The sequence below is a fragment of the Nocardioides sp. BE266 genome (assembly GCF_031457855.1).
Lineage (GTDB): Bacteria > Actinomycetota > Actinomycetes > Propionibacteriales > Nocardioidaceae > Nocardioides.
This window is the reverse complement of record NZ_JAURTI010000006.1, coordinates 220,459-234,807: the sequence shown is the minus strand read 5'-3', so window position 1 is coordinate 234,807 and position 14,349 is coordinate 220,459. Positions and strand designations below refer to the sequence as shown.

General features: G+C 72.1%; 11 protein-coding genes and 1 riboswitch. Of the genes, 5 read left to right on the top strand and 6 right to left on the bottom strand.

Features of this window, described 5'->3' with window-relative positions:
* Positions 1-36 precede the first annotated feature (36 nt).
* The 4 genes from J2X46_RS19105 to J2X46_RS19090 form a co-directional block, all read right to left on the bottom strand.
* On the bottom strand, positions 37-1,083 hold the full coding sequence (locus tag J2X46_RS19105; protein WP_310253378.1) for a phosphatase PAP2 family protein: 1,047 nt from the start codon (positions 1,081-1,083) through the stop codon (positions 37-39).
* A 21-nt stretch (positions 1,084-1,104) separates the two neighbouring features.
* Positions 1,105-2,109 carry an ABC transporter ATP-binding protein gene (locus J2X46_RS19100; RefSeq protein ID WP_310253376.1) on the bottom strand — a complete coding sequence of 335 codons (1,005 nt, stop codon included), beginning with the start codon at positions 2,107-2,109 and terminating at the stop codon, positions 1,105-1,107.
* Complete coding sequence (locus J2X46_RS19095) at positions 2,109-3,743, bottom strand: iron ABC transporter permease (protein WP_310253374.1); 1,635 nt, start codon at positions 3,741-3,743, stop codon at positions 2,109-2,111. The genes J2X46_RS19100 and J2X46_RS19095 overlap by 1 nt, the downstream gene beginning before the upstream one ends.
* A 10-nt stretch (positions 3,744-3,753) precedes the next feature.
* Entirely contained in the window at positions 3,754-4,833 is a 1,080-nt protein-coding gene (locus tag J2X46_RS19090; RefSeq protein WP_310253372.1) for a thiamine ABC transporter substrate-binding protein, read from the bottom strand.
* Positions 4,825-4,934, bottom strand: a riboswitch (TPP riboswitch). (Overlaps the previous gene by 9 nt.)
* A 54-nt stretch (positions 4,935-4,988) precedes the next feature.
* Between J2X46_RS19090 and J2X46_RS19085 the strand changes: the two genes are divergently transcribed.
* Positions 4,989-5,891, top strand: coding sequence for an alpha/beta hydrolase fold domain-containing protein (locus J2X46_RS19085; protein WP_310253370.1), 903 nt, complete (start codon positions 4,989-4,991; stop codon positions 5,889-5,891).
* Positions 5,888-6,337 carry a GNAT family N-acetyltransferase gene (locus J2X46_RS19080; protein WP_310253368.1) on the top strand — a complete coding sequence of 150 codons (450 nt, stop codon included), beginning with the start codon at positions 5,888-5,890 and terminating at the stop codon, positions 6,335-6,337. The genes J2X46_RS19085 and J2X46_RS19080 overlap by 4 nt, the downstream gene beginning before the upstream one ends.
* Here J2X46_RS19080 and J2X46_RS19075 read toward each other — a convergent pair.
* Positions 6,291-7,436, bottom strand: coding sequence for an aldehyde dehydrogenase family protein (locus J2X46_RS19075; RefSeq protein ID WP_310253367.1), 1,146 nt, complete (start codon positions 7,434-7,436; stop codon positions 6,291-6,293). The two genes, J2X46_RS19080 and J2X46_RS19075, sit on opposite strands and share 47 nt — an antisense overlap.
* A 96-nt stretch (positions 7,437-7,532) precedes the next feature.
* On the opposite strand from J2X46_RS19075, the gene J2X46_RS19070 reads away from it, so the two are divergent.
* The 3 genes from J2X46_RS19070 to icmF all read left to right on the top strand — a co-directional run bounded on the left by J2X46_RS19070 (position 7,533) and on the right by icmF (position 12,170).
* Positions 7,533-8,279 carry a helical backbone metal receptor gene (locus tag J2X46_RS19070; protein WP_310253366.1) on the top strand — a complete coding sequence of 249 codons (747 nt, stop codon included), beginning with the start codon at positions 7,533-7,535 and terminating at the stop codon, positions 8,277-8,279.
* Positions 8,276-8,767, top strand: a complete 492-nt coding sequence (locus J2X46_RS19065; RefSeq protein ID WP_310253365.1) for a MarR family transcriptional regulator — start codon at positions 8,276-8,278, stop codon at positions 8,765-8,767. The genes J2X46_RS19070 and J2X46_RS19065 overlap by 4 nt, the downstream gene beginning before the upstream one ends.
* Before the next feature lie 148 nt (positions 8,768-8,915).
* Entirely contained in the window at positions 8,916-12,170 is a 3,255-nt protein-coding gene (icmF, locus tag J2X46_RS19060) for a fused isobutyryl-CoA mutase/GTPase IcmF (RefSeq protein ID WP_310253364.1), read from the top strand.
* Positions 12,171-12,316: 146 nt separating this feature from the next.
* Here the strand turns inward: icmF and J2X46_RS19055 are convergent, their stop codons facing one another.
* Complete coding sequence (locus J2X46_RS19055; protein WP_310253363.1) at positions 12,317-14,332, bottom strand: ATP-binding protein; 2,016 nt, start codon at positions 14,330-14,332, stop codon at positions 12,317-12,319.
* Between the last annotated feature and the right edge of the window lie 17 nt (positions 14,333-14,349).

Sequence of the window (14,349 nt, the reverse complement as noted above, 5' to 3'; positions counted from 1 at the left end):
ATCACCGGATATCCGGGGATTCTGGAAGTACGGCGGTCAGTCGGCGTCGACGGGGACCTGGGAGGTGGTCGACGTCGGGTGGGAGGCCAACCCGTGCCTGTCGAACTTCTGCCCGGAGGCGAGACCACCGAGCCAGAAGGAGAAGAGCGCGATGACGACGCCGGCGAGGTCGTCGGCGATGTAGTGCCAGCCGAAGTAGAGGGTGGCGACCACGGTGATCGAGAAGTTGGCCCAGAACACGATGCGGATCAGCTTGTTGCGCAGGGTGTACTGCACCATCAGCGCGACGAGCAGGGTGATCCCGACGTGCAGGGACGCGAAGCCCGCGACCGATTGCACCGCTCCCTCCGCGCCGTCACGGATGACGCTCGATCTGCCGTAGGACAACGCTTCCATCAGCTGGCTGGACCCGGTGTCGGGGAGGTCGGCGTAGAGGTAGGAGTACTGGAAGCCCGGGCCGAGGGTCGGCAGCGCGTAGTAGGACGCGGTGCCGAGCGCCCATGCGAGGCACTGCGAGGTGGCGAACCAGTAGCCGAAGGTGATGTTGCGCGACCACACCAGCCAGGCGGCGAGCGCCAGCGGCACCAGCGGCAGGAACCACAGGTAGATGGTCGAGAGGAAGTGGGCCAGGATCCCGGTGCCGAAGATGGTGTGCAGGATCGTCGCCGGCTCGTGGCCGAACATCAGCGCCCGGTCGATCAGGTGGAGCTCACGGTCGTACTTGTCCTCGCCCATGATGAAGGGCAGGAACGACTTGAGGTTCCGGTAGCAGACGTAGGTGATGTAGAAGCTCACGAGCCCGAGCACGACGAGGATGATCCGCTCGCGGTCCCAGTGCGTGCGGATCCGCTCCCGCACGATCTCCGGCATCAGCGCCGGCTTGAGCCGGGACTCCCACAGCGTCCTCGGGAGCATGTCGAGGAGGAACGCCCCGAGCACCAGCAGCGGCAGCCGCAGCCAGGACGGGCCGAGGAACCCTTCCGGGTCGACCAGCGGACGGTCGAGCGTGATCGCGGCCGTCACCGCCAGGGCGCCCATGAGGGCGGCGACTCCGACGAGGAGGGCATAGGCCGGTCGATACACGCAGGTCAGTCTAGGGACGGGTCAAGGACGGGCCGTGATCGGCAGGACCGCGAGACGTGTCACATCGACCCGCAGCGTCACCTCGTCGCCCGGCGCCACCCGGCTGCCGAGCGGGGCGACCGCGTCGAGCGTGCCGATGCCCGCGGCGTCGACCACTAGGCGCACCTGCTCGGGCGTCACGCGGGCCGAGTCGACGCGCGCCTCGATGCCGTCCGACCCGGAGACCACCAGCGCAGAACGGCGCAGTGCGACGGCCGGCGCGGGCGGGAGCCCGGCGACGGCGAGCACGGCCACGGCGGCGTCGTCGCGCACCACTCGCGCGTAGCCCAGGAACAGTGCGGTGTCCTCGTCGACCGGCGCGCGCCAGACCTCGTCGATCGCGCCGTCCTGCACGACGCGCCCTCCGCGCATGACCGCGAGGCGGTCGGCCAGCGCGAAGGCCTCCTCGTGGTCGTGCGTCACCAGCAGCGCCGTCGTCCCGGCCGCGTGCAGGATCGACCGCAGGTCGGTCGCCAGCCGCTCGCGCAACGTCGCGTCGAGTGCCGAGAGCGGCTCGTCGAGCAGGATCAGGCGCGGCTCGACGGCCAGGGCGCGTGCGAGGGCGACCCGCTGCCGCTCACCTCCCGAGAGCGTCCCGGGGAGCCGGTCGTCGTACCCCTCCAGGCCGACCAGCGCGAGCAGCTCGCGCAACCGCGACGCGACCCGCGCGGACGGCACCCGCCGCAGGCGCAGGGCGTACGCGACGTTGCGCGCGACGCTGAGGTGGGCGAAGAGCTGGCCGTCCTGGAACATCAGCGCGAAGCCACGCTTGTGGGTGGGTACGCCGGCGAGGTCGGCGCCGTCCCACGAGATCGACCCGCCCGAGAGCGGCTCGAGCCCGGCGACCGCGCGCAGCAGCGTCGACTTGCCGCAGCCCGAGGGGCCGAGCACCGCGAGCACCTGGCCGGTCTCGAGCTCGAGCGACACGTCGTCGACCGCGACGGTGTCGCCGTAGCGCACGGTGACGTCGGAGAGCTGCAGCACCATCAGAACGCTCCCACACCCGGCACGCGGAGCCGCTCGACGGCGAGCATGACGACAGCGGTGGTGACCGCGAGCACGACGGAGGCGGCGAGAGCCATGCCGTAGTTCATCTCACCGGGGTGCCCGATCAGCCGGAAGATCACGACGGGCAGCGTCGGACTGGTGTCGCGGGCGAGGAACGAGGTCGCCCCGAACTCCCCCAACGACGCGGCGAACGCGAACCCGCTCGCCGCGAGCATCGGCTTCCAGACGACGGGCACGTCGACGGTCAGGAGAGTACGCAGCGGCGAGGCTCCCAGCGACGCGGCGGCCTGGCGCTGCCGGTCGTCGATGCCGCCGAGCACCGGCGTCAGCGTGCGCACGACCAGCGGCAGGGCGACGAGCGCCTGCGCCATCGGCACGAGGAGCGGCGAGTCGCGCAGGTCGAGCGGCGGGTGGTCGAGGGTGATCAGGAAGCCGAAGCCCAGCGTCACCGCGCTGACGCCCAGGGGCAGCATGAAGAACCCGTCGAGGGTCGAGCGGACCCGCCGCTCGGCGACCGAGTGCGAGCGCCGGGTGACGATGGTGGCGACCATGACGCCCAGCAGGAGCGACATCCACGTCGCGTCGACGGCGGTGCGCAGGCTGGTGGCCAGCGCGCTGGTCACCGGCACGAGCAGCACCTGGTCGTCGCCGGGGGTGGTCAGTGCGCGGTAGTTGGCCAGCCCCCACCCGTCGCCGACCGACAGCGAGCCGACCACGAGGGTGAGGATCGGCAGCAGCACCGCGAGCAGCACCAGCGTCGTCGCGACGACCACGGGCACGTCTGCGCGTCGTACGGCGCGGGGCGGGGTGACGGTCCGCTGGGCCGTCGGGTCGGGCACCGCGCGCAGCCGCGCGGCGAGGGCGAGCAGGCCCACCACCACGACGATCTGGAGCACCGACAGCGCTGACGCCGCCCGCAGGTCGAAGATCGTCGTGGTCAGCAGGTAGATCTCGGTCTCGACGGTCGCGTGCCGCACCCCACCGAGGGTCAGCACGATCCCGAACGCCGTCGCGCAGAAGAGGAAGACCACGCTGGCCGCGCCGACGATCGCGGGCCGCAGCGCCGGCAGGGTCACCGTGCGCAGCACCTGCCACGGCGAGGCGCCGAGGGCGGCCGCGGCCTGGCCGGGGCGCGGGTCGAGCGACTCCCACGCGACGCCGACGGTGCGGATGACGACGGCGACGTTGAAGAAGACCAGGCCGCAGATGATGGCGACCGGGGTGCCGTCGAGGCCGAGGAAGCCGAGCGGCCCGCCCTCCCCCAGCAGCTGGCGGAACGCGACGCCGACCACCACGGTCGGCAGCACGAACGGCACCAGCATCGCCGCGCGCACCGCGGCGCGACCGGGCAGCGCCAGCCGGTGCAGGGCGTACGCCGCCGGCAGCCCGAGCACGACGGCGACCAGCGTCGCGACTGCCGAGGACCACACCGTGAACCACGCGACCCGGTGCACCCGTGGCCGCGCCAGCACCTCGAGCACCTCACCGGGCGCGAACCGCCCGTCGACCACGAAGCCCTCGGAGACCATGCCGGTCACCGGCAGGACGAAGAGCACGCCGAGCACCAGCACCGGCCCGGCGGCCAGGAGCAGGAGGGCGGCGATGCGCCTCATGGGAGGGGCCTCACCGCGAGACGACGTCCGTCCAGTCGGTCAGCCACTGCTCGCGGTTGGCCGAGATCTCGGCGGGGTCGACCGTGTAGGGGTCGCTCGGCTGCTGGGCGAACTCCGCCCAGTCCGACGGGATGGTGGCGCCGGGCATGACCGGGAAGACGTACATCGACTCCGGCAGGGCGCTCTGCACCTCGTCGCTCAGGAGCCAGTCGACCAGCGCCTCGGCACCCTTCGGGTTGTCGGCGCCCGCGAGCACACCGGCGTACTCCACCTGGCGGAAGCAGGTGTCGAGCAGCGCCGCGGTCGTGGTCTTGCCGCCGGAGACGGTGAAGGCCGGCGAGGAGTCGTACGACACCACGATCGGGCGGGTGCCGGTGTCGGAGCCGGCGGTGAAGTCGCCGTAGTAGGCGTCCTCCCAGCCGTCGACGACCTTCGCGCCGTTGGCCAGCAGGTCGGTCCAGTAGTCCTTCCAGTCGTCGCCGTACTCCGCCACGGTGGCGAGGAAGAAGGCCATGCCCGGGCTGCTGGTCGAGGCGCCGGGGGTGACGAAGAGGTCGGCGTAGGCCGGGTCGGTGAGGTCGGCGAGCGTCTTCGGCGGCTCGAGGCCCTCCTGGTCGAACCAGGAGCTGTCGACGTTGACGCACACGCTGGCCGAGTCGACCGGGACGAGCTGGTCGCCGCCGTCGGCGAGGGCGTACTCGGCCGGCGGCTCCGTCGTCGGCGTGAAGTCGGCGAAGGCGCCCTCGCCGAGCGGGCGCGAGGCGAAGGTGTTGTCGACGCCGAAGGCGGCGTCGGCGATCGGGTTGTCGGCGGTCAGGCTGAGCTTGGTGGCCAGCGTGCCGGCATCACCGGCGGCGCGGACCTCGAGGGTGTAGCCGGACTCGGCCTCGAACTCCTTCACCAGCTTCTTCGGCAGGTGGAACGACTCGTGCGTGGCCAGCACGACGGTGCCGCCGGGCTCGCCGGCCGAGCCGCTGGGACTGGTCGGTTCGGAGGCGGTCTCGCCCGAGCCGCCGCCGGCGAGGCTGCAGCCTGCGAGCGTCAGCACCCCCGTCGCGGTGATGAGTGCAGCGCGAACACGTCTGTGCATCTGGTGACTCCCTATCGCCGGTGCTAGCCGGATCAGGTTCGGAGGGTCTGCGGCTGGTCCGCACTCTCAGCACGCCTGCACGTGCTCCCCTGTCTGTGTGGTGCAAGCGTACTGGTCGTACGCCGTGGCCGCTCGACCAGCCGTACGCTGCGGGCATGCCGAGCCGCCGCCACGACCTGCTGGCCACCTTGGTCCCGAAGGTCCGCAAGTCGCGCGACCTCGACAACGAGCCCGCCGAGCGTGCGCGGGTCGAGAGGTGGCACGGCACCCTCGACCGTTCGCTGCCGACCCGCGCGACCCCCGGCTTCGCGAGGCGGTGGGACACCGAGGTGGTCGACATCGGGTTCCCCTGCCACGTCCTCACGCCGCGCAGGCGCCGGCCGACCCGCACCCTCTACTACGTCCACGGCGGCGGGTTCATGGCGCCGATCGACGGCTTCCATGTCAGGTACGCCACCCGTCTGGCCGACGCGATCGGCGCGCGGGTCGTGATGCCCGACTATCCGCTCGCCCCCGAGCACACGTGGAAGGACTCCCACGACGCGCTCGTCGACGACGCGGCGCGCTGGGCCGGCGAGGAGGGCGGCATCGTGCTCGCCGGCGACTCCGCCGGCGGCGGCCTGGCCCTGTCGGTCGCCCTGTCCATGCGCGACCGCGGCCTCACCCCCGCCACCCACCTGGTCATGCACGCACCGTGGGCCGACCTCACCACCTCGACGATCGAGGAGACGCGGGCGGCCGACGCGATCGACCCGTGGCTGTTCTTCGGCAAGCTCCAGGCGTACGCCCTGTGGTGGGCGGGCTCGCCCGACGACCTCGGCCGCCCCGAGGTCTCGCCGGCGCTGGCCGACCTCGCCGGACTGCCGCGGGCGATGGTGCTCTACGGCACCCGCGACCTGCTGCACCCGGGCTGCCGCCTGCTCGTACGCCGCGCGGCGGAGGCCGGCTGGGACCTGACCGCGGTCGAGGAGCACGACCTGATCCACGTCTACGGCCTGCTGCCGTTCGTGCCCGAGTCCCGGCGGGCGTTCGCGCAGGTCGTGGGGTTCGCGAGATGAGCACCAACGTGCGCTGCGTCGGCTTCGACGAGCTCGCGCCGCGACTGGCGTACGCCCTGTGGCGGCTGCGCCAGCAGGTCTTCGTCGTCGAGCAGCAGTCGCCCTACCCCGACCTCGACGGCCGCGACCTCGAGGACACGACGCGGCACGTCCTGCTGGTCGAGGACGAGGAGCTGGTCGGCTGCCTGCGCCTCCTCGACGACGGGGAGTGGGCGCGCATCGGACGCGTCGTCGTGGCGCCTACTGCGCGCAGGCGCGGACTTGCGGGCGTCCTGATGGACCGGGCGATGGCGGAGTGCGGCGACCGCGAGGTGCGGCTGGACGCCCAGACCGGGCTGACGGGGTTCTACCGCGGCTACGGCTTCGAGGTGACGGGACCGGAGTTCGACGAGGACGGCGTCATGCACGTGCCGATGCGCCGCGCCGGGAGTCGGCCACCAGCATGAGCACCGGGCCGAGGACCTCTTCGGTCACCAGCCGCGAGTCGCGGGACACACCGCCGATGACGGTGGGCGCCACCCACCAGCCGCCGCGGTCGAGCGCGTGCCCGCCGGCGGCGATGTCGGCACCCTCGGACTGCGCCAGCGCGACGTAGCGCAGCACGCGGTCGCGGGCGACCGGCGAGCGGAGCGGCCCGCACACGGTGGCGGGGTCGAGCGGGTCGCCGACGGCGACCGCGGCCATGGCCTCCTTGGCGGCCTCCCGGGCCTCCATGAAGCGGAAGGCCGGGACGACCACGCTCGTCGGGATGCGGCACGCCTGGCCGGCGTTGGTCGCCACCGTCACCGCGGCCCGGGCGACGACCTCCGCGAGGTCGCGGTTGTCGCGCGCGCGGATCATCTGGGGAGCGCCGGTGTCGACCCGGACCCGCTTGCGGGCGTGGGTGGCGGCGTCCTTCACGCGCTCGGCGACGATCGCGGAGCCGGTGAACGACACGTCGTCCACGCGCCGGTCGGTCGTGAGCCCGATCGCCACGTCGACGTCGCGGGTGGCCACCACGTTGAGCACCCCGCGCGGCAGGAAGTCCAGCCCGATGCGACCGATCTCGATCGCGGCCCGCGCCGCCTCGGGGGCCGGCTTGAGGACGACCGCCCCACCGGCGACCAGCGTGCGGCCGATCTCGTCGAGGGCGACGGCGATCGGCGACGTCGCCGGCGTGATCACGGCGGTGACCTTCGGGTTGGCCCGGCCGGGACCGGTGCGCAGCGCGGCCACGGGGGCGTCGACGTAGGTCTCGCGCAGGGCGATCGGCACGCCCGTCTCGGTGGCGAGCAGCTCGGCGAGACGGTCGGACTCCGCGACCAGCGCCTCCTGGAAGCCGAGCAGTGCTTTGACCCGCATCGCACCGTCGGTGCTCCAGCCCGTCGCGTGCACGGCCCGCCAGGCGGCCTCGACCGCGTCGTCGGCGTCGGCCGGACCGGCGTCGGGGAGGTCCCAGAGCGGCTCACCGGTGGCGGGGCTGCGGACAGGACGGGTCCACCCCTCGCGCGCAGCCCGCTCCCTGCCGTCGATCGGCAGGCCCACGGGGCCGACGTGCGTGCTCATGGGGAACACCTCACCACGAAGCACCACCCGCCGACCAAAAACGCCTCCACCCGTGGACTGGTCCGGACCGGGTCGGTGACCGCCTAGGGTCGCGGCATGGCTCGCGACGACCTCGGTGCCGAGGTGCCCCTGGCCGGACCCGCGGTCCGGGTGGTCTCGCTGGTGCCCTCGCTGACCGAGGCGATCGTCGCGACCGCACCCTCGGTCCTGGTCGGCGCCACCGACTGGTGCACCCACCCGGCCGACCTCGCCGTGCCGCGCGTGCGCGGGACCAAGAACCCCGACCTGGCTGCGATCCGGGCCCTGTCCCCCGACCTCGTGGTCGCCAACATGGAGGAGAACCGGGAGCTCGACGTACGCCGCCTCCGCGACGCCGGCGTCGCCGTGTGGGTCACCCGGATCGAGACCGTCGAGCAGTCCCTCACCTCGATGTCGCGGCTCTTCGCCGAGGCCCTCGGGCTCACGGACCCGCCGTGGCTGGAGGCTGCCCGCGCGCTGTGGTCGTCGCCGACGGCGCCACGGCTGCGGGTTGCGGTGCCGATCTGGCGCGACCCCTGGATGGTGGTCGGGTCCGGGACCTACACCGACGACCTGCTCGCCCGGGCCGGGCTGGTCAACGTGCTCGCCGACCAGGAGGGGCGCTATCCGACCGTCACTCCCGACGACATCGACCGCGCCGGCGCGGACGTCGTACTGCTGCCGGACGAGCCGTACGTCTTCACCGCCGACGACGGGCCCGAGGCCCTCACGACCCCGACGCGACTGGTCTCGGGGCGGCTGCTCACCTGGTACGGCCCCGCGATGGTCGAGGCGCACGCGCTGCTGACTACCCTCCAGCCATGACGCGCGACCCGATCTCCGAGGCCCACCGCCAGTGGGTGGCGCACGGCTGGGCAGACGCCGCCGACGGCATGGCGATGGTGACCTCGGTGGTGCGCGCCCAGCAGCTGCTGATGGAGCGGATCGACGCGGTGCTGCGCCCCCGCGGGCTGACCTTCGCCCGCTACGAGGTGCTGCGACTGCTGTCGTTCGCGCGCGAGGCGGCGATGCCGATGTCGCGGCTCGGCTCGCTGCTCCAGGTCCACCCGACCAGCGTCACCAGCGCGGTGGACCGCCTCGTCGCGCAGGGGTACGTCGAGCGCGAGCGCGGCGACGAGGACAAGCGGGTCGTGCTGGCCGTGCTCACCGCCGCCGGGCGCGACGCCGTCGAGGGGGCCACCTCCGCGCTCAACCGGGAGGTCTTCGAGACCCCCGGCCTGCCGGAGGGCGACGTACGCGCCCTCACCGATCGGCTCACGGCCCTGCGGACGGGCCTCGGCGACTCGTTCTGACCGCCGGGCGCGGGCTTCGCACCCGGACCTCCCGCTTTGTAGCCGATGCATTCGCTACTAAGCGGGAGGATCCCCGGATATCCGGGGATCCTCATCCGCCTCGGCTGGTAACTCGCGGGTAATTAGTTGGATGTCCTACTATCTTTCCATGGCTGACCTGCACACCCCGAAGAACCCGATCCGCCTCGTCACCGCCTCGAGCCTCTTCGACGGCCACGACGCGTCGATCAACATCATGCGGCGGATCTTCATGAGCCAGGGCTGCGAGGTCATCCACCTCGGCCACAACCGGTCCGTGCAGGAGGTCGTCGACGCGGCGCTGGAGGAGGACGTGCAGGGCGTCGCCGTGTCGTCCTACCAGGGCGGGCACGTGGAGTACTTCGAGTACCTCGTCGAGTCACTGCGTGCAGCCGGTGCCGGCCACGTGAAGGTCGTCGGCGGCGGTGGCGGCGTCATCGTGCCGTCCGAGATCACCCGGCTCCGTGAGTCGGGCGTCACCATCTTCTCCCCCGAGGACGGCCAGAAGATGGGCCTCGTCGGGATGATCAACTCCGTGGTCGAGGCCTGCGACATCGACCTCTGGTCCGACCAGGCGGTCACCGTCGAGCAGGTGCTGAGCGGCGACCGGTTCGCCGTCGCGCGCGCGATCACCGGCGCCGAGGAGGGTCGCCTCGACGAGGCGATGCTCGCCGAGATCCGTACGGCGGCAGCCCGCCGCGTCGTGCCCGTGCTCGGCATCACCGGCACCGGCGGCTCCGGCAAGTCATCGCTGACCGACGAGGTCGTGCGCCGCTTCCGCACCGACCAGCAGGACAAGCTCCGCATCGCCGTGATCGCGGTCGACCCGACGCGGCGCAAGGGCGGCGGCGCGCTGCTCGGCGACCGGATCCGCGCCAACTCCCTCGACGGCGACCGCGTCTTCTTCCGCTCGCTCGCCACCCGCGGCGCCCACGAGGTGCCCGACCACCTCGCCGACGTGATCGACGTGATGAAGGCCGCCGGCCACGACCTGGTGATCGTCGAGACGCCCGGCATCGGCCAGGGCGACGCCGGCATCGTGCCGCTGGTCGACCACTCGCTCTACGTGATGACGCCGGAGTTCGGCGCCGCCTCGCAGCTGGAGAAGATCGACATGCTCGACTTCGCCGACAGCGTCGCGATCAACAAGTTCGAGCGCCGCGGCGCCAAGGACGCGTTGCGCGACGTCGGCCGCCAGCTGGTCCGCAACCGCGGGGCCTTCGGCAAGCAGCCCGACGACATGCCGGTCTTCGGCACCAGCGCCGCGACGTTCAACGACGACGGCGTGACCGCGCTCTACCAGCACCTGCGCGACGAGCTCGCGACCGCCGGGCTCGAGGTCCACGACGGCACGCTCCCCCACGTCGACGTACGTCACTCGTCGGGCATCCGGCAGGTCGTGCCGGCCGACCGGGTGCGCTACCTGTCCGAGATCACCGAGACGGTGCGGGGCTACCACGCGCAGACCGAGACGCTCGTCGCGGCGTCCCAGCGGCTCCAGCGGATCGAGGCCGTGGCCGCCGAGCTGGGTCTCGATACACCCGGCTCGTCCCTCGCCGGGCACTCGACCACCGATGGTTTGCCCGCCCTGCTGGAGTCCGCCCGCAAGGACGTCCCGCACGAGGTCGCCGACCAGATCGCGGCGTGGCCGGCGGTCGTGGAGTCCTACTCCGGCGACGAGCAGGTGGTGAAGGTCCGCGACAAGGAGATCCACACCAAGCTGACCAAGGAGTCGCTGAGCGGCAACAAGATCCCGCGCGTCTCGCTGCCCCGCTTCACCGACCACGGCGAGCTGGTGCGCTTCTGGCGCAACGAGAACCTCCCGGGCTACTTCCCCTTCACGGCCGGCGTCTTCCCGTTCAAGCGTGACAACGAGGATCCGGCCCGCATGTTCGCCGGCGAGGGCGACCCGGCACGCACCAACCGCCGCTTCAAGATCCTCTCCCACGGCAACGACGCGACCCGCCTCTCGACGGCCTTCGACTCGGTGACGCTCTACGGCCGCGACCCCGACCCGCGCCCCGACGTCTACGGCAAGGTCGGCACGTCGGGCGTCAGCGTCGCGACCCTCGACGACATGAAGGCGCTGTACGACGGCTTCGACCTCGTCGCGCCCACCACGTCCGTCAGCATGACGATCAACGGCCCCGCCCCCACGGTGCTGGCGTTCTTCCTGAACACCGCGATCGACCAGCAGGTCGACGCGTTCCGCGACAAGGAGGGCCGCGAGCCCAGCGAGGAGGAGCGCGCCACCCTGGCGGCGTACGCCCTCGCGAACGTCCGCGGCACCGTGCAGGCCGACATCCTCAAGGAGGACCAGGGCCAGAACACCTGCCTGTTCTCCACCGAGTTCTCGCTGCGGATGATGGCCGACATCCAGGAGTGGTTCATCCAGCAGCAGGTGCGCAACTTCTACTCCGTCAGCATCTCCGGCTACCACATCGCCGAGGCCGGGGCGAACCCCATCAGCCAGCTCGCGTTCACCCTCGCCAACGGCTTCACCTACGTCGAGGCCTACCTCGCGCGCGGCATGAAGATCGACGACTTCGCGCCCAACCTGTCGTTCTTCTTCTCCAACGGCATGGACCCCGAGTACTCCGTCCTCGGCCGCGTCGCCCGCCGCATCTGGGCAGTCACCATGAAGGAGAAGTACGGCGCCTCGGAGCGGTCGCAGAAGCTGAAGTACCACGTCCAGACGAGCGGCCGGTCGCTGCACGCGCAGGAGATGGACTTCAACGACATCCGCACCACGCTGCAGGCGCTCATCGCGATCTACGACAATGCCAACAGCCTCCACACCAACGCATACGACGAGGCGGTGACGACCCCGACGGAGGAGTCCGTACGCCGCGCGCTGGCGATCCAGCTGATCATCAACCGCGAGTGGGGCCTGGCGATGAACGAGAACCCGCTCCAGGGCTCCTTCATCATCGACGACCTCACCGACCTCGTGGAGGCGGCCGTCCTCGCCGAGTTCGACTCGATCAACGAGCGCGGCGGCGTGCTCGGCGCGATGGAGACCGGCTACCAGCGCGGCCGGATCCAGGACGAGTCGATGCTCTACGAGCACCGCAAGCACGACGGCTCGCTGCCGATCATCGGCGTCAACACGTTCGTGAAGGAGTCGGCCGCCGACGCGCAGCCGCAGGAGATCGAGCTCGCCCGTGCCACCGAGTCCGAGAAGGAGTCGCAGCTCTCCCGCGTGCGTGCCTTCCAGGCCGAGCACGGCGCGGAGGCGCAGGAGGCGCTGGCCCGGCTCAAGGACGCCGCGGTGTCGGGCGAGAACGTCTTCGCCGTCCTGATGGACGCCGCCCGCGTCTGCTCGCTCCAGCAGGTGACCGAGGCGTTCTTCGAGGTCGGCGGCCAGTACCGCCGCAACGTCTGAGCCTCACGGACGCGCGTCAGCGCGGACGTGAACGCGAAGAGGTTGAGGGCCCCCGGTCCGACGAAGCGAAGCGAGTCGGGCCGACGGGGGAAGCGACCGAGGTACGAGATCGCGACGGGCGGCTCGAAACCCAGTGAGCGTGCGAGCTAGGCGGAGGCGCGCTCGCCCGAGCGCGACGACTCGGGCAGCGGCACCACCATCTCCGAGGCCGGCAGGTCGAAGCGGAAGATCGAGCCCGGGCCGGGTTCGGCGGGCAGGCACTCGATCGACCCGCCGTGACGGTGCACGATCGTCTGGCAGATCGACAGGCCCATCCCGGTGCCGCGGAAGCCGGCGCGGACCGCGTCGCTGCGGTGGAACCGCTGGAAGATGAGCGTGCGCTCGTGCTCGTCGACACCGACCCCGTTGTCGCGCACCTCGACGACCACGCGCGAGCCCTGGCGCCGGGCCGTCACCCCGACCACCGCCGGGACGCCCGGGCGGGCGTACTTCACCGCGTTGTCGATCAGGTTGGCGAAGAGCTGGCGCACCGCTAGCCGGTCCGCGTGCACGGCCGGCAGCTCCCCGGACACCTCGAGCACGTCGTCGGGGCCGAGGAGCGCGCCCGCGAGCGTCAACATCCCGTCGGCGCCGGTCAGCGCGATGTGCTCGGGCACGAGGTCACCGGCCTCGGCGAGGGCGTGCGCGAGCAGGTCGTCGATCAGGTCGGCCATCTGGATCGAGGCACGCTCCGCGCGCTGGAGCGCGGCGTAGGTCTGGGTGTCGGCGTCCATGTCCTCGGTCGCCAGGCCGATCCAGGAGCGGATGGCCGTGAGGGGGCCGCGGAGGTCGTGCGCAGCCGTCGAGGCGAAGCTCACCAGGGGGCGCAGGCCCTGCCGGTGCTCGGTGACCTCGCGCAGCACGAGCAGCACGGCCGAGCCGCTCTCCTCGCCGCGTCGGGACGGGAGCACCGCCCGCGAGACGGCGAGGACGATCTCCTCGCCGGAGTCCAGTGGCACCTGGACGTCACCGACACCGAGCTCGGCGCGCAGCGCGCCGGTGTTCGCGGCATCGGGGTTGACGACCAGCTCGACGAGCGCGGTGAGGGCGACGGAGTCGGGAACCCCCGGACGCACGCGGTGCGCGAGGCGCCGACTCGCGCCGTTGCTGCGCTCGATGCTGCCGTCCGCGCCGACGACGACCAGGCCCTCGCCCATGCTCTCGGTCATCTCCGCGAGCAGCGTGGCCTGCTCGGCGGCGCGCTCCTGCGCCCGAGCTGTGCGCGCGACCAGCTCGTCGATGCGGTCGCTCAGGGTTCCGACGCCGAGACCGGTCAGCAGCACGGTGACCAGGAAGACCTGGGTGAGCACAGCGGCCTCGACCGGGTCGCCCATGCTCGCGAACGGGCCGAGGCCGGCGAGGGTCAGCACGAGGGCGCCGAGTCCCAGAGTGAGTGCGTGGATCGCGGCGAGGTAGGTCGGGAAGCGAGCGGCCGACCAGACGCACAGCGAGACCACCACGAACGCGAGCGGGAGCGGCTGGACGAAGATCGCGACCAGGGCGAGCAGGGAGACCGCCCACAGCAGCACCAGCTCGAGTCGTGAGCCGCCACGCGCACGGGGAGCGACGTGCTGGGTGTACCACTCCCAGGCGAGGTGGCCGATGCAGCCGACGACGAGGATTCCCGCGAAGTGGCGGGTGAACCAGGCCTGCGGGACCCACGCGTCCACGCTGCTGCCGGACGCCCAGACGCCGACGGCACCGATCAGGGCACCCGCGGCGCTGCCGAGCGCGGCGGCGCCGCAGGTGCGGGCCAGCGTCCTCGGCGACCGGAAGCTCTCCGTGCCACCCGCGCCGAGGAGCGTCGGGCACCAGCGCCTCATCAGCGTCACGGTGAGCCAGGTCTGGAACGTCACCGACAGCGACCCGGAGAGCACGACGAGGTACGGCGCACCGGTGGCCCAGACGACGCCGGCATGGATGGCGAGCAGCGGGGCCAGGACCCGCAGCTGCCGACTCGGCGACTCGGCGAGCAGCCAGAGCATCGCCACGCCGGCGCCTGGCCACACCAGGCTCACCGTCTGGCCGTCGATGACCGTCAGCCGTGCGACGACCGCCAGCAGCGCGTACGCCACTCCGAACCCGGCAGCCCACGGGAGCGCGAGAGGAGTGCGAGGCCTCACCGGAGGGTCTCCGACCG

Coding starts and splice junctions, on each gene's coding strand:
- J2X46_RS19065 (WP_310253365.1), top strand. CDS start 8,276: ATGACGCGCGACCCGATCTCCGAGGCCCACCGCCAGTGGGTGGCGCAC.
- J2X46_RS19080 (WP_310253368.1), top strand. CDS start 5,888: ATGAGCACCAACGTGCGCTGCGTCGGCTTCGACGAGCTCGCGCCGCGA.
- J2X46_RS19085 (WP_310253370.1), top strand. CDS start 4,989: ATGCCGAGCCGCCGCCACGACCTGCTGGCCACCTTGGTCCCGAAGGTC.
- J2X46_RS19095 (WP_310253374.1), bottom strand. CDS start 3,743: ATGAGGCGCATCGCCGCCCTCCTGCTCCTGGCCGCCGGGCCGGTGCTG.
- J2X46_RS19070 (WP_310253366.1), top strand. CDS start 7,533: ATGGCTCGCGACGACCTCGGTGCCGAGGTGCCCCTGGCCGGACCCGCG.
- icmF (WP_310253364.1), top strand. CDS start 8,916: ATGGCTGACCTGCACACCCCGAAGAACCCGATCCGCCTCGTCACCGCC.
- J2X46_RS19100 (WP_310253376.1), bottom strand. CDS start 2,109: ATGGTGCTGCAGCTCTCCGACGTCACCGTGCGCTACGGCGACACCGTC.
- J2X46_RS19090 (WP_310253372.1), bottom strand. CDS start 4,833: ATGCACAGACGTGTTCGCGCTGCACTCATCACCGCGACGGGGGTGCTG.
- J2X46_RS19075 (WP_310253367.1), bottom strand. CDS start 7,436: ATGAGCACGCACGTCGGCCCCGTGGGCCTGCCGATCGACGGCAGGGAG.